General features: G+C 69.9%; 20 protein-coding genes and 1 pseudogene. 14 read left to right on the top strand and 7 right to left on the bottom strand.

From position 1 onward, the window contains the following. Positions 1–134: 134 nt before the first annotated feature. A complete protein-coding gene (locus tag B073_RS0133205; protein ID WP_037813533.1) occupies positions 135–995 on the bottom strand; it encodes a helix-turn-helix transcriptional regulator in 861 nt (286 codons plus the stop codon). Between the two features lie 87 nt (positions 996–1082). Here B073_RS0133205 and B073_RS0133200 point away from each other — a divergent pair, with 87 nt between their 5' ends. The 12 genes from B073_RS0133200 to B073_RS0133145 all read left to right on the top strand — a co-directional run bounded on the left by B073_RS0133200 (position 1083) and on the right by B073_RS0133145 (position 12272). Next, positions 1083–1874 carry an SDR family NAD(P)-dependent oxidoreductase gene (locus B073_RS0133200; RefSeq protein WP_018542390.1) on the top strand — a complete coding sequence of 264 codons (792 nt, stop codon included), beginning with the start codon at positions 1083–1085 and terminating at the stop codon, positions 1872–1874. A gap of 302 nt (positions 1875–2176) precedes the next feature. Further along, positions 2177–3637, top strand: a complete 1461-nt coding sequence (locus B073_RS41970) for an NAD(P)/FAD-dependent oxidoreductase (protein WP_158690284.1) — start codon at positions 2177–2179, stop codon at positions 3635–3637. Positions 3638–4516: 879 nt separating this feature from the next. Further along, positions 4517–5395 carry a diiron oxygenase gene (locus B073_RS0133190; RefSeq protein WP_018542388.1) on the top strand — a complete coding sequence of 293 codons (879 nt, stop codon included), beginning with the start codon at positions 4517–4519 and terminating at the stop codon, positions 5393–5395. A gap of 20 nt (positions 5396–5415) precedes the next feature. Then, complete coding sequence (locus B073_RS0133185) at positions 5416–6279, top strand: hypothetical protein (RefSeq protein ID WP_018542387.1); 864 nt, start codon at positions 5416–5418, stop codon at positions 6277–6279. Next, positions 6269–6511 (top strand): hypothetical protein, encoded by a 243-nt coding sequence (locus tag B073_RS0133180; RefSeq protein ID WP_018542386.1) that lies wholly within the window; start codon positions 6269–6271, stop codon positions 6509–6511. Before B073_RS0133185 ends, B073_RS0133180 begins: the two co-directional genes overlap by 11 nt. After that, entirely contained in the window at positions 6508–7155 is a 648-nt protein-coding gene (locus tag B073_RS0133175) for a maleylpyruvate isomerase family mycothiol-dependent enzyme (RefSeq protein ID WP_018542385.1), read from the top strand. Before B073_RS0133180 ends, B073_RS0133175 begins: the two co-directional genes overlap by 4 nt. 36 nt (positions 7156–7191) lie before the next feature. Continuing rightward, on the top strand, positions 7192–7611 hold the full coding sequence (locus B073_RS0133170) for a MaoC/PaaZ C-terminal domain-containing protein (RefSeq protein WP_018542384.1): 420 nt from the start codon (positions 7192–7194) through the stop codon (positions 7609–7611). 86 nt (positions 7612–7697) lie between these two features. After that, a complete protein-coding gene (locus tag B073_RS0133165; protein ID WP_037813543.1) occupies positions 7698–8534 on the top strand; it encodes a class I SAM-dependent methyltransferase in 837 nt (278 codons plus the stop codon). Continuing rightward, positions 8531–9298 (top strand): PIG-L deacetylase family protein, encoded by a 768-nt coding sequence (locus tag B073_RS0133160; RefSeq protein WP_018542382.1) that lies wholly within the window; start codon positions 8531–8533, stop codon positions 9296–9298. The genes B073_RS0133165 and B073_RS0133160 overlap by 4 nt, the downstream gene beginning before the upstream one ends. Positions 9299–9308: 10 nt before the next feature. Next, positions 9309–10259: an EamA family transporter gene (locus B073_RS41965; protein WP_018542381.1), complete on the top strand. Its 951-nt coding sequence runs from the start codon at positions 9309–9311 to the stop codon at positions 10257–10259. 5 nt (positions 10260–10264) lie between these two features. Next, complete coding sequence (locus tag B073_RS0133150) at positions 10265–10708, top strand: PPC domain-containing DNA-binding protein (RefSeq protein WP_018542380.1); 444 nt, start codon at positions 10265–10267, stop codon at positions 10706–10708. Positions 10709–10796: 88 nt separating this feature from the next. Then, positions 10797–12272: an FAD/NAD(P)-binding protein gene (locus B073_RS0133145; protein WP_018542379.1), complete on the top strand. Its 1476-nt coding sequence runs from the start codon at positions 10797–10799 to the stop codon at positions 12270–12272. A 248-nt stretch (positions 12273–12520) separates the two neighbouring features. Here B073_RS0133145 and B073_RS0133140 read toward each other — a convergent pair whose 3' ends face one another. The 5 genes and pseudogenes from B073_RS0133140 to B073_RS0133120 all read right to left on the bottom strand — a co-directional run. Further along, positions 12521–12868, bottom strand: coding sequence for a hypothetical protein (locus tag B073_RS0133140; protein ID WP_018542378.1), 348 nt, complete (start codon positions 12866–12868; stop codon positions 12521–12523). Continuing rightward, complete coding sequence (locus B073_RS0133135; RefSeq protein WP_018542377.1) at positions 12865–13602, bottom strand: hypothetical protein; 738 nt, start codon at positions 13600–13602, stop codon at positions 12865–12867. Before B073_RS0133135 ends, B073_RS0133140 begins: the two co-directional genes overlap by 4 nt. Before the next feature lie 35 nt (positions 13603–13637). After that, positions 13638–17567, bottom strand: a complete 3930-nt coding sequence (locus B073_RS41960) for a DUF6531 domain-containing protein (RefSeq protein WP_018542376.1) — start codon at positions 17565–17567, stop codon at positions 13638–13640. Next, on the bottom strand, positions 17564–18289 hold the full coding sequence (locus B073_RS0133125; protein WP_018542375.1) for a WXG100 family type VII secretion target: 726 nt from the start codon (positions 18287–18289) through the stop codon (positions 17564–17566). Before B073_RS0133125 ends, B073_RS41960 begins: the two co-directional genes overlap by 4 nt. Positions 18290–18706: 417 nt before the next feature. Next, positions 18707–18886, bottom strand: a pseudogene (locus B073_RS0133120) (helix-turn-helix domain-containing protein); the annotation flags it as partial. A gap of 89 nt (positions 18887–18975) precedes the next feature. Here B073_RS0133120 and B073_RS0133115 point away from each other — a divergent pair. Together B073_RS0133115 and B073_RS0133110 are read left to right on the top strand one after the other, a co-directional pair. Continuing rightward, entirely contained in the window at positions 18976–19617 is a 642-nt protein-coding gene (locus B073_RS0133115; protein ID WP_018542373.1) for a LysE family transporter, read from the top strand. 217 nt (positions 19618–19834) lie between these two features. Continuing rightward, positions 19835–20662: a hypothetical protein gene (locus tag B073_RS0133110; RefSeq protein ID WP_018542372.1), complete on the top strand. Its 828-nt coding sequence runs from the start codon at positions 19835–19837 to the stop codon at positions 20660–20662. A gap of 317 nt (positions 20663–20979) precedes the next feature. Here the strand turns inward: B073_RS0133110 and B073_RS0133105 are convergent, their stop codons facing one another. Beyond that, complete coding sequence (locus tag B073_RS0133105; protein WP_018542371.1) at positions 20980–21894, bottom strand: LysR family transcriptional regulator; 915 nt, start codon at positions 21892–21894, stop codon at positions 20980–20982. Positions 21895–22021 lie beyond the last annotated feature (127 nt).

The raw sequence follows: 22021 nt of genomic DNA, 5'->3' as shown, positions 1-22021 counted from the left end.
CAAGCGTACTTACCAACTGGTGGCGCCGGAGAGGGCCCCTGCGTGGACAGGGCTGTCCGATGAGTCACGTGGTCGATACGCAGTCAGCGAGCAGGCGCGGACGAGTCTTGCCTTCGGCGAGGCGTCGCAGACCGTTAACCAGGCGCGCCCATGTGTTGCGTGCCGACGACGGACAGCAGACGGAGTGCCTGTGCCGACGGCGAGCCGGGGGCGGCGGTGTAAATGACGAGTTGCTGGTCCCGGTCGGCGATGTCCAGGACGTCGCAGCTGACGGTGACGGGGCCGACGAGGGGGTGCTCGAAGGTCTTGCAGAGGGTGGGGCGGGCAGTCACGTCGTGGGTGGCCCAGAGCCGGCTGAACTCCTCGCTTCCGGCGAGGAGTTCCTCGACCAGGCCGGTCACCTCCGGGTCGTTGGGGTAGCGGGCCGCTGCGGCGCGCAGGTGCTGAGCCGAGCTCTGGGCGAACTCGTCCGCGTCCGAGACGCCGTACAGTCGTCGGCCGGGCCGGTGCGGGCCCAGGAAGGCGCGTCGGATGAGGTTCCGGTCCCGGCGCGACAGGGCGGAGAAGTCCTCCATCAGGGCAGCGGCCAGGTCGTTCCAGGCAATGACCTCGTACGTCGCCGACAACACGATCGCCGCGGCCTCCGGCAGTCGCTGCAGCAGATCGATGATGCTCTGCCGTACCTCCCGCGAAGGCCCTGGCAGCGGTCCGGGCGGGGCGCCGGCGAGGTGGTGCAGGTGAGCGCGCTCGGCGTCCGACAGGCGCAGCGCGCGGGCGAGTTGGGCCAGCACCTCGCGGGAGGGGCGTGGGGCGCGGGCCTGTTCGAGTCGTGTGTAGTACTCGGTCGAGATGAACGCCAGCTGTGCCACCTCCTCGCGGCGCAGTCCCGGGGTGCGGCGGCGTGCCCCGGCGGGCAACCCCACGTCAGCGGGGGTGATGCGCTCGCGCCTGCTGCGCAGGAAGTCACCAAGCTCTCGTCGTACTCGTCGATCCACCTCCCCAGTGTGCGCGATCGCCGGGGCGCCCAGCCAGGTACTGCCGGTGCCTGGATGAGCGGGGCGGCCAGGCACAGGCTCGTCGGCATGAACAACTCACCGATCACGTCCCTCACGACCTCGGGCCTGCTCGCCGGCAAGGTCGCCTTCATCACTGGTGCCGGTCGCGGCATTGGCGCCGCAGCGGCGCGGCTGTTCGCCCGGGAGGGTGCCCGGGTACTTCTCGCGGCCCGCACCAAGGACCAGCTCAAGGCGGTGACCGAGGAGATTCGGGAGGCCGGCGGCACCGCGGACTATGTGGTGTGCGACCTGGCCGACCCGGCAAGCGTGCGTGCAGCCGTCAACCGGTCGGTGGAGCTGTACGGCCGGCTCGACGTGGCCTTCAACAACGGCGCGACGGGCCAGCCGCCCGGCCCGATGGACCAGCTGTCGGAGGCCGATTTCGACCACGTCTGCGCCGTCAATCTCAAGGGTCCGTGGCTGGCCATGACTGCCGAGATCGCTGCCATCCGTGCCACCGCGAAGCGCGGAGCCATCGTCAACACCTCCAGCGTCGGCAGCCTGATGGGCAACCCCCAACTGCCCGCGTACGGCGCGGCGAAGCGGGCGGTCAACAGTCTCACCGCATCGGCAGCCGCCACATACGGCCCGGAGGGTATCCGCGTCAACGCCATCGCACCCGGCACCACGCTCACCGAGATGCTGCACGAGTGGGACGAGAAGTCACCCGGCACCATCGAACAGCTCAACGCCCAGACCCCGCTGGGCCGCGCCGCCGATCCGGAAGAGATCGCCCAGGCCGCCGCCTGGCTCCTCAGCGACCGCTCCTCCTACGTCACAGGCACGGTCCTCCGGGTCGACGGCGGCATGCGAGCCTGAGCCGGAACGGGCATCCTTGCCGAGCGCCGGCCTCCCACGGCGCGGGAGAGGGCTGCTTCCTACGGTTCGTCCAGACACCCCAGGGCCGTCGCGCCGGCCTCCATCCGCGCGGGGCAGTAATACGGCTCCGCCGTCTCCCCCGTCATCGGTGATCTGGTGCGGCAGCCGGCTGCCGCCAGGCGTGGTCATCAGGTGGACGTCGGCCTCCCGAACTACCTCGGCGGTCGCAGCGCTTCCGGAAGGTCGGCCGTGGCTTGTTCATGGACTTTCGCTCGGTAGGACTGTTCTGTTGTCTTTTGGGGATGGTGATGGTCGTGACTGCCGATGTGGTGATCGTGGGGAACGGTGCGCTGGGCCTGTCCGTCGCCGTGGAGACGGCGCTGCGGGATCGCTCCTTGCGGATTGCCGTGGTCGGCCCGGAGGCCCACCCTGGTTCTGCTTCCGTGGCGGCGGGAGCGATGCTCAACTGCTTTGCCGAGGTCACGGGGCGTACCGGTGAACATCCTGCGTCCCGTGCGAAGTTCGCGTTGGCGCGCGAAGCGGCTCGCCTGTGGCCGGGCTGGTTGGAGCGGCTCGCGGAGGTGGGGCGAGACGTGGCGGTTCCGGTCGGGAACGTCCGGGGGACGCTGGTCGTTCTGGGGGCGCGGTCCACGGGTGACGGTGTGGGCAGTATGCGGGCGATCCGCGCGGCTGCCGAGGAGCATGGCGAGCCGTGCCAGGACGTGGATCCCTACGGCATCGGTGTGTTGGCGGCGGAGGCGGGTGATCAGCCGGTGGACGCCTTGTACTTGGAGAACGAGGGGGCGGTCGACGCCCGCCGTGTGCTCGCGTCCCTGGATGCCGCTGCGACGGGGCTCGGCGTCACGCGCGTCGCCGGCCAGGTGGTGTCCCTGGTGACGGCCAAGGGCGCGGTCACCGGAGTGCGGCTGCCCTCGGGAGCGATGCTCCCGGCGGGGGCCGTCGTCCTCGCGGCGGGCGCGGCGAGTGGGCGCCTGATCGAGCAGCTGCCCCCGGGCGCGGTGCAGCCGATGCTGAACGGAACAGGTGTGGCGCTGGAGACCCAGCGCGTGCGGAGCGATGCCGTGCCGTATGTCGTGCGCACGCCCACCCTCGTCGGCGGCTGCGGGCTGCACGCGGTGCCGCTCGGGGACGGAGTCGAATACCTGGGCGCGACCAACCACGTCTATTTCGACGCGCCTGCCGGACCGCGGCTGGGCGTCGTCCAGGCGCTGCTGTCCGGCTACACCGCGCAGTTCGACCGGAACATCGCGTTCTCGGCCGTGCGGCGCTGGTATTACGGTCTGCGGCCGGTCACGCTGGACACTTTCCCGCTCCTGGGCCGCGCGCCGGTGCCGCGCCTGTTCTTCGCAACGGGGACCTACCGTGACGGTTTCCACAGCGCTCCGGCGATTGCCCGCCACCTGGCCGATCTCCTGACCGCCGGCGCCGCGCCAGAGCACGATCCGTACGCGGTCTTCGCGCCCGGCCGGAAGCCCATCGAGACGATGACGGTGGACGACGCCGCGGAACGCTTCGCACAGATGGCTCTCCTCATCGGCGTCGAACGCGGCATGAGGCTGCCGTACATCTTCGGCACGGAACCGATCGCCGCGGCGTGCCGGCAAAAGGCGCTTGAATGCGTGGAGCTGCTGGGCGTCCCGGTTGCGCTGGCACCTGAGGTTCTCGGCGCCGTGTCCGAGGCCGATGCGAACCGGATCCGGCAGGTGGCCGGCTATCTCAGTACTGTGGCCGCCCGCCCCTGACCGGCCCTCTCCCCGGCTCTCCCCCCTCCCCGAACAGGAAGCCAGAACAGGCAGCCCAGCGATTTCGGCTCCATAGGTCGAGACCAGGTCGTCCCTCATGGCTTCGCCCCGGCCGTTTCTCGTTCGGGCCGTAACGGGCACGGGAGCCACGGCAATTCCGGGAGCGGAGATGGTACCCGGGCGCTATTGCCCCGCATCCTCCGGGAAAGCGTCTGTCCAGGGCGGTCGGTTGCGGCGATACCAGGCGGCCGGTCATCCGTGTACCGGGTCTCCCTACGTTCGCATCGCGACAGGGCAGTAGACCGCTTGCGCAGCCGGGGTCACCTCCCGATGGAGCTCTGATGAACACACCAGACCTCAGCTGTTTCGGCATGGTGAGTCATCCAGGGGCGTGATCGTGCCAAAGTGTGACGCCAACGACCCGTCTGTGACGAGGAGTTGAGCGTCAACCGAACTGCCACACCGCCTGTGACCTCGGGTGCGCGGTTCTTCAGGGTCGGCTGAAAAACATCCAGCGGGGGCAAACTCACGTTTGAGGGCACTTTGATCACTTAATGTTGCTGAAATATACGGGGAATTGGCTGCTCAACGCTACCGGAGGCGACACACGGTGAAATTGGAGATGTGAACTCCGCTTCATCCCTGGGCGGACCGACGCTGGCCCGTGGCTGTATCGGTCGCCTAGCATCTCAATGTCTGCCGCCCCGATCCGTAACCACGGCAGAATGAGCGAACCCGCAACTTCATACAGCAGACACCGTGAAGTTTCCGGAATTCACAGCGACATGTGATTCCAGTGACGCCCGAGCCCCCCTCGATATCTCCAGTCATTCACCGACAGGGAGAAGCATGTCCACAGTAGCTACAAAGGTGCCGCAAGTGCCGGAGCAGTCGGCCCGGTTCGCCGAGATCCTCAAGCGGCTCATCGACAAGTCGGTGGAGGGTTACTACAACCCGTACCGCGAGTTCGACTGGCCCGATTCGCTGCCCGAGCAGATGTCGTGGATGAGCGACGACCTGATGTCCACCTACGGCACCGAAGTCGCCGAGGAGTTGACGACCGAGGAGTTGCAGCGGCTGTCCCGCTGGGAGAGCATCAACTTCTACAGCCTCAACGTCGAGGGCATCCGCGAGCTGCTCATCGAGGTCGTCAAACGCATCCACACGGCGGGTTTTGAACTGCCGTCGGACTTCTTCCACCACTTCATCGGCGAAGAGAACGAACACATGTGGTTCTTCGCCGAGTTCTGCCTCCGGTACGGCAACAAGATCTACACCGGGCCGAAACTCAACTCCATTCCGCATGACAACGCCCAGGTGGAGAACTTCCTGGTGTTCTCCAGGATCCTGCTCTTCGAGGAGATAGTCGACTTCTACAACATGCGGATGGCCGCCGACGACTCCCTGCACGAGACCATCCGCAAGGTCAACCGGGTGCACCACGAGGACGAGTCCCGGCACATCGCGTTCGGCCGCGAACTGGTCTCGATGCTCTACTCCGAGCTGACGAAGACCGTGACCGACCAGCAGCGCCAGGAGATCGAGCAGTACCTGAAGCGCTACATCGTCTTCAGCCTCCGCTCCTTCTACAACCCGCAGGTCTACCGGGACGCCCGGATCGACAAGCCACTGGAGTTCCGCGAGCGGCTGGTCTCCGACCCGGCCCGCCGGGACCTGGAACGCAAGGTGGTGCGCAAGCCGATGTCCTTCATGGTCAAGTCGGGGATCTTCGCCGACGACCAGCTGCCGGCCATCTGAACCGGGCGAAGGAGATCTGCATGGAAACGAACGGTCTCGCCTACCTGCCTACCGGCGAAGCCCGGCTCCTGCGGCACCTGGACGACATGTTCGAGCGGTGGGGCACCGAAGACGGCGCCGAACCGGTCATCGGCGCACCGCTGCTGCCGGTGGCCAAGCTGGCGAAACTCGACTACTACCAGAACTTCCCGCAGCAGGCGCTGGTGGTCAACGCGCTGGACCTGGAGCGCCGCCCGCAGGGCCAGGACGCCTCCGCCATCGAGGCGTTCCCGTCGGAGCAGCTGCAGAGCGCGGAGATCGGCCTGCCGTCGGCCACCTGCTATGCGGTCTACCTGGGGCTGGAGGGCACCAGCCTGCCGGGCAACACCCTGATCACCCTGGTGGGACGATGCTTCCGCCGGGAGGAGAGGTACACCGGGCTGCGCAGGCTGCTCGGCTTCCACATGCGCGAGATCGTGGCCCTGGGCGAGCAGGAGTTCGTCGAGGAACACATCAACCGCTTCTCGTCGCGCATCCTGCGGTTCGCCGAGGCGCTGGACCTGCCGTTGCGCAAGGAGGCGGCGACCGACCCGTTCTTCGACGGCGAGGGTCCGCGCGCGCTGCTGCAACGCATCGCGCCGGTCAAGTACGAGTTCCTGGCCGGAGAACTCGCCATCGCGTCGGTGAACAAGCACCGCAACTTCTTCGGCGAGCGCTGCGCCATCCAACTGGCCGACAGCGGGCGGCCGGTGTTCACCAGTTGCGTCGCGTTCGGCCTGGAGCGGTGGCTCGCCGTGCTGCACGACCGCTACGGCGACTGGGGGGCGGCCGGCGAAGCCGTCGCGAAGGCAGACCAGGCACTGGCATCAGCCGCAACCATCGAAGGGACCTCGCATGCACGCTGAACGGGAACAGCTCAAGCAGTGGATCCTGGCCCGCCACCCGGAGACACCCGACATAGACCCGGATCTCGACATCCTGGAGAACCGGCTCATCGACTCCCTCGCCTTCGTCGAGTTCATGCTTCTGGTCTCGCGGCTCAGCGGCGAGGAGATCGACATGGAGACCCTGGACGTCGACGACTTCCGCACCCTGCGGCGGATCGAGGAGCGGTACTTCCGGGCAGGCGTGGCGTGACCGCACCTGCCGTCGAGACCGGGCCCGAGCGACTGCTGCGGGCCGAGCGCGAGACCCTGGTGCCCACGCTGCGCGACCTGCCGTCAGACATGTGGGAACGGGGCACCGTATGCCCGGCGTGGACGGTGCGCGACGTGGTGGCGCACTGTGCTGCGGCGCTGGTGGGGCTGACCGCCGGCGCGGCGTACCGAGCGAGCCACGACCAGAACCAGCGGGATGTCGAGGAGCGCCGGGACTGGCCGTTCGCCGACGTGCTGGACGAGTTCGAGCGCGGTCTGACGGTGGCCGGCCCCGCGATCCGCGCGGCCGGTGGCACCAAGGATCTGGCGGCCCTGGGCACGTGGATCCACGGCGGCGACGTCCGGGAAGCGCTGGGAATGTCCGACGCGTACCGGAGCGCGGGGGCGCCGGAGGCGCTGGCGGCGCTCGCCGGATGCGCCCGGGTGGCCGCCACCCCTCGGGTGCACGTCACGCTCGACGACCGGGAACTGGTCCTCGGCTCACCGGTCGAGGGCCGGGAACCGGCGCGGCTGCACACCGATGTCCCCACCCTCTTCCGGCTCTACACCGGGCGGCCGGCCGCCCCGGAACGGTACCGGCTGGCCGGGGCCCGGCCGGAAGAACTCGTCAGCGCGGAATGGTAGGTCGGTTCGGCAATGCTCTACCTAGAAGATTTCCACGTGGGGGACGTGTTCGAGCTGGGCAAGGTCGTGGTCACCGAGGAGGAGATCCTCGACTTCGGCCGCGCCTATGACCCGCAGGTCTTCCACACCGACCCGGAGCGGGCCCGGGACTCCGCCTTCGGCGGCCTGGTGGCCAGTGGCTGGCTGACGGCGTCGCTGTTCATGCGACGGTACGTCGAGGAGATCCTGAACCGGTCCGCCGGGGAGGGCTCTCCAGGGGTGGACGAGATGCGTTTCCACCATCCGGTGCGGCCCGGGGACGTGCTGCAGGCCCGGATGACCGTACTGGGGATCTCCCCGGTGCTCGGTCGCCGCGCTTCCGGCATCGTCCGCCCCCGGTGCGAACTGCTGAACCCGCAGGGATCCGCGGTCTTCAGCATGGTCCTGCACAGCATCTTCCGGCGCCGGGATACCTGACAACAGACGCCGCGATGTCTGAACAACACCCGGACACAACCTCGACAGACGGGGAGCAGTAACGCATGGAACCGGTGAATCAGGTCATGGAACCCGTGTCCAAGACCGCGCAGTGGACCGCCGCCGCGCGCGCGATCGAGTCCGAACGGCCGGACCGCATCTTCCACGACCCCTACGCGCGGCTGGTCGCCGGTGAGACCGGCTTCGCACTGCTCGAACGCTACGCCGGTTCCGCAGTCGTCCCGTTCGTGCTGGTGCGCAGCCGGTACATGGACGACGCCATCGTGCGCACCGTCCAGGAACGCGGCATCCGCCAGGTGGTGCTGGTGGCCGCCGGGATGGACATGCGCGCCGTCCGGCTGACCTGGCCCGAGGGGGTCACGCTCTACGAACTGGACCGGCCGGCGCTGCTGGAGACCAAGGCGGCGCTGCTGGCCGAGAACCCCCCGCAGCGTGCGCAGGGAGCCGTCAGCCGGTGCCGGGCGGTACCGGTCGACCTGGCCGGCGAATGGCAGGACGAGCTGCGCGCCGCGGGCTTCGACGCCGGGCAGCCGACCCTGTGGGTGGCCGAGGGACTGTTCTTCTTCCTGCCCGAGGACGTGGTCCGCGGTCTGCTGGGTTCGCTGGGTGAGCTCTCCGCGCCCGGGTCCGTTCTGATCGGCGACATGACCAGCCGGGCCACCCTCAAGAACCCGCTCGCCAAGGGCTTCATGCGGGTACTGATGGAGGACGGCAACCCCTGGCTGTTCGGCACCGACGCCCCGGAGGAGTTCCTGGAGTCCTGCGGCTGGGCGACCACGGAACTCCTCCAGCCAGGGGAGGAGGGTGCCTCCTTCGACCGCTGGCCGCACCCGGTGCCGCCGCGCTCGGTGCCCAACGTGCCGCGGTCCTTCCTGTTCACCGCCGGGGTGAAGCCCGCATGACGGACGCCGGACCCGCGCAGCCCCCGTTCGGCCGGGTGGAGCGGGTGCTGGCCATCGCGGCGCACCCGGACGACACGGACTTCAAGGCGGGCGGCACCATCGCGCACTGGACCGCGGCAGGCACCGAGGTGACCTATCTGGTGCTGACCGACGGAGCGGCCGGGGGTGAGGACCCGGCCGTGCCCCGCGCCGAACTGGCCGCCGTCCGGGAGGCGGAACAGCGAGCCGCCGCCGACGCCCTCGGCGTCAAGGAGGTCGTTTTTCTCGGCCTGCCCGACGGGGAGTTGACGGCCGGCCTGGAACTGCGGCGGGAGATCACCCGGGTGATCCGACGGGTCCGCCCGCAGCGGGCGCTGATCCAGAGTCCGGAGATCAACTGGGACTTCCTGCCGGACATCCATCCCGACCACCGCGCCGCAGGAGAGGCCGCGCTGGCGGCGCTCTACCCGGACGCCCGCAACCCGCGCGCCTACCCGGAGCTGCTGTCCGAGGGGCTGCGGCCGTGCATCGTCCCGGAGATCTGGGTGATGACCTCGCCGCGCCCCGACACCTGGGTCGACGTCACCGACGTGTTCGACCGCAAGCTGGCCGCACTGCGCGCCCACACCTCGCAGACCGCCCATCGTGCGAACCTGGCGGATGGCATACGTTCGAGGTTGCGTGGGCAGGCCGAAGCGGGCGGTCTGGCGGACGGCCGACTGGCCGAGGCGTTCCAGGTGATACGTACCGAACAGGCTGCCCCGCCTGTCGACAGCACCCGTTGAGGAGGGCTCCTTGCCGATTTCGAAGCTTCTGGGCGGCATCCTGGTGATGGTGATCTGGGGGGTCAACTTCGCCGTCATCGACATCGGACTGCGGTCGTTCGACCCCTATCTGCTCGCCTCACTGCGGTTCCTGCTGGCGGCCGTGCCCGCGGTGTTCTTCTTCAAACGCCCCCAAGTACCGTGGCGTTACATCGCGTTATACGGGTTGTTCTTCGGGATCGGACAATTCGGTCTGCTCTTCGCGGGGATGCACTTCGGGTTCTCCGCCGGGCTCGCCTCGGTGGTGATGCAACTCCAGGCGTTCTGGACCATCGGACTGGCGGCGGCCGTGCTGCGCGAGCGGGTCGTTCCGCGTCAGCTGACCGGCGTGGTGGTGGCGGCCGTCGGGATCGCGTTGATCATAGGGATCACCGACGGGTCGGTCACCGCCGTCGGCGCGGTGCTGGTGATCGGCGCGTCGTTGTCGTGGGCGACGGCCAACATCGTCATCAAGAAGGCCCACCCGAGCGACGCGCTGGCGTTCACGGTGTGGGCGAGCCTCATCCCGCCGGTCCCGATGTTCCTGCTCTCGCTGGGCGTCAACGGCTGGGGTTCGATCACCCACTCCTTCGACCACATGGGCTGGGCGGGCATCGGTTCGCTGGCCTACATGGTGTACCCGACGATTCTCTTCGGCTTCACCCTGTGGGGTCATCTGCTGCGCAACTACAAGACCTCCCACGTGGCCCCGTTGTCGCTGCTCGTGCCGGTCTTCGGGATGGCCTCCTCCATACTGATCATCGGCGAGCCGCTGGGCACGCTGAAGGCCGTTGCGATCCTGCTGGTCATCCTGGGACTGGTCATCAACCAGTTCGACCTGGTCGGCCGGTTGAAGGCACGTTGGCGGGCCGCGCCGGCCGTGCCCACGCAAGGCGAAGTCACCGGCGGCGACTCGGCCGCCAGCACCACGAGAGCGAGTTGACCCACATGCACAGCCGCCTGCTGACCGATGACGCACCCCGGATGTTCGCCGTCGTCTTCGACCAGGACGACGACGTGCTCCCCGTACTGGAGGAGTTCGCCACCGCCCACTCGGTGGCCGGGGCCTCGTTCACCGGAATCGGCGCCTTCCGCGACGCCGCGCTCTCCCTCTTCGACCCGGAGAGCAGGACGCACGTCCCGATCCCGGTCACCGAGCACACCGAGGTGCTCAGCCTGACCGGCAACATCGCGCTCAAGGGCGGGCGGCCCTCCGTCCACATGCACGCGGTGCTCGGCCGCCGGGACGGCTCGACCGTCGGCGGTCACGTGCAACGAGCCACGGTACGGCCGACGTTGGAGGTCATCGTCACCGAGTTCCCGATCCCGTTGACCAGGCGCCTGGACGAGGCGCGCGGGTTGCCCGTCATCGATCTGGACGCGGACCGCTAGATGAGTGAGCCCGAAGTCCAGGCGCCGTGGGGCAGGCGGGACTTCGGACTCTCTCATCCAGACCCTGCCGGTGGGAGAGGAATACGCGATGCGTGTGGCGGTGATCGGCGGTGGAGCGGCGGCGGTCAGCCTGCTGGACAGCATGCTGCGCCGTTTCGAGGGCGAGGAGAGGCGCTGTGCCATCACCGTGTACGAGGGATCGGCCAATCTGGCCACCGGCCGTGCCTACCGCCCGGACCTGGACTGCGCCCTGGTCAACCGGGAAGCCGGGTATATGTCGGTACGGTGCGCGGATCGGGGCCACTTTCTGCGCTGGCTGCACCATGAACCGCGGTACCGGGACACCCCGTACGCGTCGCTGCCGGTGGACTCCTACGTCCCGCGCCGGGTTTACGGCGAGTACCTGACGGCCCATCTGGAGTCCTGCCGTGCCGACGCCGAGCGGCGTGGCTGGACCGTGGGGGTCGTACCGGAGTTCGCCGTCGAGGCGAAGGCGACCGCCGACGACGTGATGGTCCGCAGCGCACGCGGCGTCGGCCACTTCGACCGGGTGGTGCTGTGTCTGGGGACCGGCGAGCCCGCCGACCCCTACCTGCTGACCGGCGCCCCCGGCTTCCACCCGGACCCCTATCCGTTGCACTCGGTACTGCCCGCGATAGCCGCCGACGCCCACGTCCTGGTACTGGGCAGCGGTCTGTCCGGGGTGGACGTCGCCCTCGGACTGCTGCGTTCCGGACACCGCGGGCTGATCACCATGACCTCTCGGCACGGCTTGTTGCCAGGGGTACGCGCCACCCAACGCCCATACGAGTTAACCCATTTGACGCCGGAGGCGGTGCGTCGCCGGGTGGCGCGCGACGGGGCGCTGCGGATACGGGACACCTGGCGCCTGCTGCGCGACGAGCTGACCGCGGCCGGGGTGGACCTCGGCGCGCTCGCCGCGGACCGGCCCGCGGCGGAGCGGCTGCGCGAGGACCTCTCCCGGCTCGACCACAACGCCTGCCAGTCGGCAGTGGCGGCGATGATGCACCAGGTGCGGGAACCCGTCTGGTGCGCCATGCCGGACGTCGACCGGCGGCTGTTCCTGAATCGGTTCCACGCGTTCAGCAAACCGCTGTACAACCCGATGCCGCCGCCCACGGCCAGGGCCCTGCTGAACGCCATGGACAGCGGCCAGCTGACGGTACGGCCCCGCACGGCCACCGTCACCGCTCGTGCGGGCGGCGGGTTCACCCTGGAGGACGGCGGCGGACGGCTGACTCGGGTGGACACAGTGGTCAACGCCACCCGTTCCGGGCTGGCCGCCACCGGCAGCCGGGCAGAGCCCTTCCTCGACTCCCTCACCGAGTCCGGCCTGGCCGTCCGCAACCCGCTCGGCGGCATGCGCATCGACGTCGCCAGCAACGCCCTGCGTGCCGCCGTTCCCGAAGACGTCCCGCGGTTCTTCGCACTGGGCGACATCGCCTCCGGCGACCTTTTCTACGCGGGCAGCATGTTCATGATCAACGCACGGGCCGAGATGATCACTCACGCCCTCGCCCGTACCGCGAACGGCAGGGGGTGACCAGGAGGTGAGGGAGCGGGCCCCCCGCGACCGCAGCCCAGAACGCGGCGCGGCTCCCGTTCCCGCACATCGCCCCGTCCAAGACCGACGCCAAGCACTTGCTCGCCAATCTCCCTCGAACCCGCCGACACACTCGGCACGATCATCGGCGGTGGCCGCCTCGCCGGGGCCACGGCACACCCGCGGAGGATGGCACGGCCGCCCCCGCGGTCGGGCTCGTGGGGGCGGCGGAGCCGTGTCTCAGATGCTCACACTTGTACCCGCTGCCAGTGGCCCCGGAGGCGCCACTCGCCGTCGTCCTGTGCCCAGCTCGTGACGAGGGCGGCGACCTCGTCGTGGCCCTTCATGGCGTAGGGCGGCGCCACGAGGGTGCGGAAGTGCTGGTCGGGGCCGCCGTCGCGGTACTCCACGAGACAACTCCCGTCCTCCGCGAGGTGGACCTGGATGTAGTGCTGCTCCGGATCGCGGCCGTCCGCACGTTCCACGACGAGGAACGGAAGTGCCAGGTTCAGTTCGCTGAGCAGGTCGTAGAGGGTTTCCGCGTCGGGGCCGTCGTACACGGCTCCGGTGGCGGTGAGGGCGCGGGTGGCGGTCACGCGGCCTCCTCCGGGCGCAGCACCGACTGCTCGGCCAGCGCGACCAGGGCGTCCCCGGTCGTCGGGCGTTCTCCGTCCGCTCCCCGCACCGTCAGCTCGGCCCCGCACTCGGCCCGGAAGACGGTGCCGAGGCGGTTCTCCCACTCGACATGGCTGCCGGGGGAACCGGGCAAGAGGGACAGTTCGTGCTGCAGGACGTCCAAGGTCGCCAGGCCGCGCTCGGAGCCCTCGCTGTGGCTTCCGGTGCGCTCGTTGCGGTAGCGCATCCGCAGGAAGGGGACCGGGTCACGGCGCAGCCGCGTCGGCTGGAGGCCGCGGTCGAACTGGTGGCGGGCCTCGGCGAGGGTCTCGGTGCCGGAGAACTCCTGCCGCCAGGCGGGGAAGAGCGCCACCGTCGCCTTGTGGAGGTCGGCGTCCTCCTGCCCGTGGTACTCGTGCACCTCCGGTCCGACGGCGGCGACCGTGTCGAAGTCCCAGCCGGGGCAGGCGAGCCCGTCCAGCGCCACGAGCGGACGCTCGCCGCCGACGACCTGCTCCGCGTGGTCGCGGGCCAGTTCCAGCACGGCGCGGGCCAGCGCCGGGTCGTACTCGCCCATCACGCGCATCTCCAGTACGCGGCCCCGTGCGACCACGGCGTCGAACGAGAAGATCATGCGTGACCAGTGCCAGGCGTCCGGCACGCCGGGTACGGGCTCCGCGCCGGGCTGGTCGGCCAGCTTCGACGTCAGGTCCATGGTGGGTGGCTCCTCTGGGGTGGGGATCGTCCTGCTCAGGTGCAGGAGTAGTTCGGGCCGGTGTCCTGGCGGTAGGTGGAGGTCATCTTGCCTCCGCCGCTGGAGTTGTCCTTGCGGGACATGGGCTCCATGTTATTGGCGTCGTTGTAGAAGTCGTTGCGGGTGGGGCGGTCGGAGTTGTAGCCGGTCTTGTTCCAGTGGTCGACGACCGGGTGCAGGTGCTCGTAGGTGAGCTGGTCCTTGCCGGCGGGTACCGGTTCCCCCTTGGAGTTGAACCAGTTGAGCTGGTCTCGCGGGATGCGCTGGCCGGCCTCCGGGTGGCCGGCGGGGAAGCGTGGCACGCCGCCCTGGGCCTGGCCTTCGGCCGTCCACTTGGCCGCCATGGCGTCGTGGGTCGACTGCCGGTAGCTGCTGGGGTATTCGCTGTCGCGGTTGTGGGTGGCCGGGCCGTTCGGGTTCGGGAGGAAGCGGCCGTTCGGCCCCCGCTGCGGCGTCAGGCCCAGGGGGTCGGCGGTGGTGAGCGGGTTGTCGACGTAGGCGTAGTGGTTGGGGGCTGCCGTCAGACCGAGTGGGTCGGGGGTGAGGTAGCGGGCCGTCTGTGGGTCGTAGTGACGGAAGTAGTTGTAGTTCCACCCGGTTTCGGCGTCGGCGTACTGGCCGGGGAACCGCAGGGGACAGCCGTGGTCGCCGCTCCCGTCGCCGACGGGTTCTCCCCAGGCCGTGGTGCGCAGCCGCCAGGTGATCCGCCCGTCGGGGGTGACCAGTTCCGTCGGGGCGCCCGAGACATCGGTGACCACGGTGTGGAAGTCGTGGCGGCCTCCGGGGTGGACGACGGTCTGGGTGAGCGGCCGGTGGGTGCCGGAGTGGTACTCCCACGCGGTGGCGGTGCCGTCCGACGTCAGCTGCTCCGCGAGCCGGGTACCGTCCCAGACGAAACGGATCTCCGCGGCCGTGCCCCCGTCCCCGTCGAGACGGCGCTTGGCGGTGCGCCGGCCCGCCGTGTCGTACTCGTACGTCCAGTGGGAGCCGTCGGCCAGCACGGCGTCGGTGAGCTGGTCCGCCGTGTTCCACGTGAAGTGTGCGGTGCGGGTCTGGCCGTTGAGGAGCCGCGTGGTGCGGCGCACCATCCGGCCGTCCTCGTCGTAGGCGTAGGTGTGGCGTCCGCACCGCTCGATGCGGTTGCCGGTGAAGGTGCGCTCCGTACCGGCCGCGTCGTCACCGGGGGTCGCGGCGTGTGTGAGGTTGCCGGCGCTGTCGTAGGCGTAGGTCTCGGTCCAGTCCTGGGCGCGCACGGCGGTGACCCGGCCGTCGGGGTCGAGTTCGAAGTGCCGGGTGCCGCCTGCGGAGTCCGTGATGCCGCGGAGGTGTCCGTCGGCGCGGTAGGCGTAGGCGCGGTGCTGGAGGGTGTCGGCGCCGTGGACGACTGCTTGGGCGCTGAGCCGGCCCGCGGTGTCCCACTCGTGGGACAGGACGAGGTCGGGGCCGATGAGCCGCCGCACCTCCCGGTCGGCGTCGTCGAAGGTGAAGCCCACCCGGTCGTCCCCGACGTCGAGGGCGGCCGGGCGCCCCGCGGCGTCGTAGGACCACGTGGAGAGCACCCCGCTGGGGGTGCGTCGGCTGGTGCGCCGGCCCAGTGCGTCGTAGGTCCAGGTCGTGGTGCGGCCGTTGACGTCCTCGGAGAGCTTGCGGCCGAGGGCGTCGTAGGTCTGGGTGACGGTGGTGGTGGCGTTGGCGGCCCGCAGCAGGCAGCCGGCCGGGTCGTAGGCGAAGGTGGCGATGCCGTCGGACGAGTGCTCCTCGACGGTGCGGCCCAGCTCGTCGCGGATGAACACCGTGGTGTGGCCCGCAGCGCTGGTGCGGGCGGCGAGTTCACCGGTGGGATCGGGCCGGTACTCCACGGTCCGGCCCTGGAAGTCGCTCTCCCAGACGAGCCGGCCCACCGCGTTGTACGCGTAGTCCCAGGTGTGGCCGCGCGGGTCGGTGACGGTGGTCAGCCGCAGCTCGCTGTCGTGCGCGAAGGTGTGGGTGGTCCCGTCGGGGGTGGTGCGGGTGAGGGGCAGCCCGAAGTGGGTGTAGGTGAAACGGGACACCTGGCCCAGGCGGTCGGTGTGGGCCACCAGATTGCCCTCGCCGTCCCACTCCCACGCCTCGGTCGCGCCGTCGGCGAACTCCCGCCAGGCCGGTTTGCCCTCGGCGGTCCAGCCGAACCGCTCGGTACGCCCGCAGGCATCGGTGTAGCAGCTGACCCGGCCGAACGCGTCGCGCTCGACGACCGTGGTGTGGCCCAGCGGATCGGTGACCGCCAGCGGCAGGCCGGCCGGATTGCTCGCGATCGTGCGGGTGTTGCCCAGGGCGTCGGTGACGGCGGTCAGCCTGCCGCGGTCGTAGGCGAAGCCGGTGACCGCGCCGGTCGGGTCCGTGGTGCGGATCTGGTTGCCGTGGGCGTCGTACTCGTGCCGCCAGGTCGCGCCGTCGACCTCGACGATCTCGGTCGGTAGGCCCAGGGCGTCGTAGGCGGCACGGGTCGTGCGGCCGTCGGGGCGGGTGACCGAGGTGAGGTTGCCGTGCTCGTCGTAGGTGTAGCTGCTGGTGTGCCCCAGCTCGTCGGTGACCGAGGCGAGCAGGTCCGGGCCGGTCCAGGTGCGGTGCGTACGGTGACCCTCGGCGTTGGTCCAGCCGGTCAGGCGCCGCTGCTCGTCGTAGTGGTAGACGGTGGTGCGGCCGAGGGAGTCGGTGTAGCTGTTGGCGCGGTTGACGGGGTCGTAGGCGAGTGTGCAGGAGAGGTAGCCGTCGGATCCGGTGCCGCGCACGCAGCGGTCGGCCGTGTCGTACTCCCAGCGGTACCAGCCGCCGTTGCGGTCGACGCGTTCGACGATGCGGCCCGCGTCGTCGTACCGGAAGCGCGTGGTGTGGCCGAGCGCGTCGGTGACGGCGGTGAGGTGGCCGTCGTCGTAGTCGTAGCGCCGCAACACCGTGCCGGGGGCGGCATCTTCGCCGTTCCGGCCGGCCTCGGCACCGAGGAGGCGGAGGGCCACGATGCGGCCGCCGTCGGTGTCGACGGCGAGGCGGTAGCCGCCGCTGTGCCGGATCTCGAAGGGGGTGCCGTCGTCGTCGCGCCAGATGTCGACCCGGTGACCGTTGCGGTCGGATATCGCCTCCAGGGGGAGGGACACCCGGCCGGCCGCCGCCTCCTCCGGGGTCACGGAGGCCGGCAGGAAGTGCAGGGTGTGCCCGGTCCCGCGGTCGGTGACGCGGATCTCGCCGGCCGGCGTCCCGTCCCAGCGCAGCTCGCGGCGCGGGCCGTGGTGGGGAAGGACCGCGGCTTGCGGGGTGGGCACGTCGTACGAGAGCAGCATGCCGTCGGAGGTCGCGAGGACGAGTCCCCGCTCATCGGCCTCCAGACGCTGGTCCAGGGTCGAGGCCCACGAACCGCCGAACCACTTGCCGCACCGGTAGGACGACAGATGGGTGCGCTCGACGACGAGATCGAGCAGGCCGGGCAGGCGCACGTCGGTCTCGGTGAGGACCATCTCGCCCGACACCAGGTCGACGGGGTCGCCGCCCTTGCAGCGGCCGCCCGCGGGCTTGGACGATCCCACGCCGTCGCGGTTGACCCCGTCCCGCAGCGACGAGGGGTCGGAGGAGTTCGGCCGACCGGATCCGGGGCCCTTCGAGGGGCCCTTGGGGCCCTCCGACCCCGGCGACGGGTGCGGTGACGAGGGATGCGGCGCCGAGGACGGGCCGGTGTGCGGGGCCTTGGGCATGTCACCGTGCCGGCCCTTGAGGATGTCGTCCATGGCCGACGCGTGCTTGGCGTCGGTTTCCGCGTGGTTCTTCGCCACCTGCCGCAGGCGGTCGCCGGTGTCGTGGTAGAGGTTCTTGACGGCCTTCCCGGCGTCGTCGCCGAGCGTCTTGCCGAGCCGGACCGCGCCGTCCTCCAGCGCCTTGACGATGCGGTTCGTCACGCGAAACTCACCCCGCTCAGCTTGTTCTTGAAGTCCTCGGCGTGCGCCGCCACCGTCTCGGCGTGTGCGGACAGCTTCTGCGAGCGGGCGTGCAGTTCCTCGGGATGGACGGAGAAGCTCTCCCCGGCACCCCCGCCGCCGGCGACACCGAGGGCCTTGGCGGTGCTCTCGTAGACGAGTCCGCCGACCGCCTTGCCGACCACGTCGACGAGCGGGGTGATGGCGGCCTCGATCACCTGGCCGACGACGTACTGCTCCAACTGCTGTTCCAGATAGCTCGTCGCCTTGCGGGCCGCCGCAATGATCCCGGCCTCCGCGACCTCGGCGAGCCCGAAGGTGACGGCGGCGGCGGCCTGGTCCGCGACGAACGTCACCGCCAGCGCCACGAGTTCGGCGATGGCCGCCGCCTTCATGCCCACGATGACACCGGACGCGGCGTCCAGCGCGGTCGCCACCGTGTGGCACGCGGTCACCAGCTCGTTCATGTGACTCGACGACAGCTGGCCCCACTTGGCCATCAGGGCGTCATAGGACGCGCCCTGATAGATCTCGGACAACTGCTCCACCGACGAGGTGGCGTCCTGGTGACTCTGCTGCAGATTGTTTGCGAAGTCCCGTACATGACCGGCGAATTCGCTGACCTTGTCCTCGTTGACATTCGGCCAGTGGACGCCGATGAAATCGAGAAACGACACCACCGCGTCGGGCAGTTCCAGTGCCACCGTGTTCCCCCAGATGAGATCTCGTCAGCCCCGTCGTCGAAACGTAGCGCCACCGGATAAAGGCAGGGCAATCTGACGGTCAGTTTTGTTCCAGGTGGCGCCGAGGAGTTCGAGGCCGAGCCCCCCGGTGTCGATCGATGACCGTGGAGGCTCTCCCGGTCACCTGCCTCGCGGCGACCGCCTGTGCCGAGTCATGGCCGGGCGGAAGCGTCGGGATCGCCCTGCACCGGGCGCATGCGAGCTGGGCCCGTGCTTGCCTGCCCGGCCGACGGCGGTCCGCTGGTCAACCCGGCGCCGCTGATGTGGCGTCCGTCTGTCACTCCCGATCAGCGGCGGCGGCCGCGCGCAGTGCCGCCAACCCGCGGGCGATCACCGGGTGTTCTTCGCTGCCGCGCCGCACGCAGGCGACGCCAGCGTGGCAGGTGTGAGCCGGACCCGCCGCCCGTCCGGTTCCAGCAGCTGCACGCCCAACTGTGCCGCGAGTTGACGCAGTTGCTGGGAGACGGTGGACGGGGTGAGGTGCAGAACGCGGGCGGTTGCGGTGACCGTGCCCTGTTCGTGCAGGACCCGCAGGGTCTGGAGCCGGGGATCGATCACGCCGTCATCCAACCATTCGGCGGGAGTGCATGATTGTGAGCGGAAACATTCGATGGACCCGTAGGCTCGCGGCCGCCGAGACTGCCTGCATGGCCGTCTCCGCACTCGTCTCCGACGCTCTCCTGCCGGGCCTGTGGGCCGGATACGCCCTCGCCGTGCCCGTCGGCGCGCTCGCCGTCCTCCTCGTGAGCCTGACCGCGCGGACCTCGCTGAGGGTGGGCGCCTCGGCGGCGCTCGGCGTGGCCACCGCTGACGGTCTTTATGCGGGGCTCGCCGTGCTCGGCGGGGCCGCCCTCTCACGAGCCGTCCAGCCCGTCGCGGGTCCGCTGCGCTGGGTCGCCGCTGCGGTCCTGCTGGGCCTGGCGACCCGGACCGCGCTGACGGCGGTACGTGAAAGAGGCAGCCCCCCGGATGCGACGAGATCGCTGTCCGCCCTGGGCCGCCCGGGACGTGCCTACCTCGGCTTCCTGTGCCTGACCTTGCTCAATCCTTGGACCATCGTCTACTTTTCGGCTCTCGTCCTGGCCGGGCACACGGAGGGGAACGCCCCTGCCCGTGCCACCTTCGTCGCAGCCGTGATCGCCGCCTCCGCGAGTTGGCAACTGCTCCTGGCCACGGGCGGAGCCGTACTGGGCAGGGCGCTGACCGGCCCGCGGGGACGGCTGGTCACCGCGTTGGTGTCGAGCGCGGTGATCGGAGCGCTCGCGGTGAGCCTGACGGCCACGCCGTGAACCCGCAACGTCCCTGGTGACCCCATCAGCCGTTTCGCGCCTTGCTGCGTACCTGTTCAGGCCAGGTACTGGCCCATGACCGTGCAGACAGCCACCAATACGCGCGCGGCCCGTTACACCTCTTGCCACAGACCGTACCGAGCCTCTGTGCAGCCTGCGGGCTCGGTACGGCAGCCGTAGCGATACGGCCCCCGACAGAGAGGAACTCCGCACACCAATGACTCACCACCGCACCGGCCGCATCGTCACCCGGGCCGCGCTGGCAACCGCCCTCGCCGCCGCCCTCGGAACGGGCGCGGTGCATACCGCCACCGCGGCCCCGGCCGCGCCCTCCCGTGCCGCCGCGCCCACCCCGTCCGTGCAGGCCCACGCCACCGACCCCGACGGCGGCTGGAGTCAGGACGGACTGCACCTGAACGCCGGTGACAACAAGAAAGTCGACGCATACCTGGCCCGGGCACGGCGGGCCGAGCGGTCCATCAGCCCACAGGTCCGCACCGCCGCGCTGCTCAGCCACGCGCAGCTCGTCGGCTTCGACCAGCGGCTGAAGTCCCCGGACTCGCTCAAGCGGAAGATCGCCACCAAGTTGAAGGAGACCCCCGGGCAGAGCGTGGAGACCTCGCTCGCCACGCTCAACGACGCTGTCCGCTACACGCTCCAGTGGCCGACCGGGCAGTACACCCATGGCGTCACCGTAGCCGCCGGGCTGCTCTCCTCCTGGGGCAACGACACCCATCGCTGGTCCAACACCTGGGGCCGCCCCAAGGGTTACAAGGCCGTCAACTCCGCCTGGCGCGCGCCCCGCTCGGGCCAGCTCTTCGAGGTCCAGTTCCACACCCCGGAAAGCAAGGCCGCCCAGTTGGAGACCCACAAGCTCTACGAGGAACAGCGGCTGCCGAGCACCCCGCCCGAGCGTCGCCGCGAACTCCAGGCGCAGCAGGACGCGATCTTCGCTGCCGTACCGGCGCCGGCCGGCGCAGTGCACCTGACCGCCCCGGCCCACCGGAACCCCGAACCGGTTGCCACCCACGCGACAACCACCTAACCCTCCTCACCCGGCCATCAGCCCCTGAGGTTGGTGTCCTGAGGTTGGTGTCTGGCCTCGCAGGATCACCCGACCTGCTGACCTTGGTTCCTCCACGGGACAGCAGCGCGGCCGTTCCTCGCGCATCGAGGTGTCGAGCAACATCGCGTGAGGAAACGGCCGCCGGTGAAAGAGGCTCGCCCCTGAACACGGGATCTGCCGACCCTTCTGTGCCGGCGGTACTGGCGATCACCAAGGTGCAGGCCGACGGCGGCTGCACCGGGAACATCCCCGGCACCGCCTCGACCTTCATGGGAACCAACCCCGGGCGGCTCGGTTCAGGAAGTGCCGGCTCCCACCTTTGCCGCCGCGGCCAGATAGGCCAGCACCAACGGCCGCTCGTCGTCCCGGCGGGCGGCTACCGCCAGACGGGACGGGGAGATGCCCCTGACTGGCACGGCGATCACCTCGTCCCGGACGACCAGTGGGGCGTTGCCGGTGGCCAGTAGTGCAACGCCCTGGCCGTTGGCGACGGCCTCGTGAGTCTCCTCGGCGCTGCCCACCACCCCGCCTATCCGCGGCGCGCGACCGTCCCGGGCGTCGAGGGCCAGCCAGTAGTCCCGCAGCGGGCCGGCCTCGGAGGGGAGGGCGAGGAACGGCTCGTCCAGGAGATCGGTGAAGTCCACCGTTCCCTCGCTGTCGGCTGCGGCCCGTGCCACCAGGGAGTGCCCCTGCGGCAGTGCCACAAGGCGGGGCTCCTGCGCCACGACCACATGCTGATAGCGGTCACTGTCCGGCAACGGCAGCCAGACGAAGGCCACATCGCAGGACCCGTCCGCCAACCCAGCAGTGGGATCAGCCCAGTTGACCTGCCGTAGGACGAGCCGTGCGTGCGGGTACCGGGAGACCAGCCGGGTCCGCAAGGCGGGCAGCAGCCCGCGGCCCGGGCTGGTGGACATGCCGATCACCAGGGTGTGCAGCTCGGCGGCCCTCGCCTCCTCCACCGCCACCTCGGCAGCCTCCCATGCGGCCAACATCCCGCGGGCGTGCGGCAGCAGGGCCTCCCCCACCGCGGTCAGCCTCACCGCCCGCCGGTCCCGGTGGAACAGACACGCGCCGACCTGCTTCTCCAGCATCCGTATCTGCTTGCTGAGCGCAGGCTGGGAGACGAACAGACGCTCGGCGGCCCGGGTAAAGCTCAACTCCTCGGCGACAGCGGTGAAGTAGCGTAGATCGCGCCCATGGACATCCATAACTCATGGCTATCACAACAGGTCTTGGACGCGGTCCCGAACCCTGGCAAAGGATGGGAACTGTCGGCGGGAGGTTCCCGAACCACAGACGTGCAGTTGATGCAGTTGATGCAGTTGATGCAGTTGA

Source organism: Streptomyces sp. MspMP-M5 (assembly GCF_000373585.1).
GTDB lineage: Bacteria > Actinomycetota > Actinomycetes > Streptomycetales > Streptomycetaceae > Streptomyces.
Note: the sequence above shows the minus strand (reverse complement) of the source record. Positions and strands in the feature narration are given on the sequence as shown.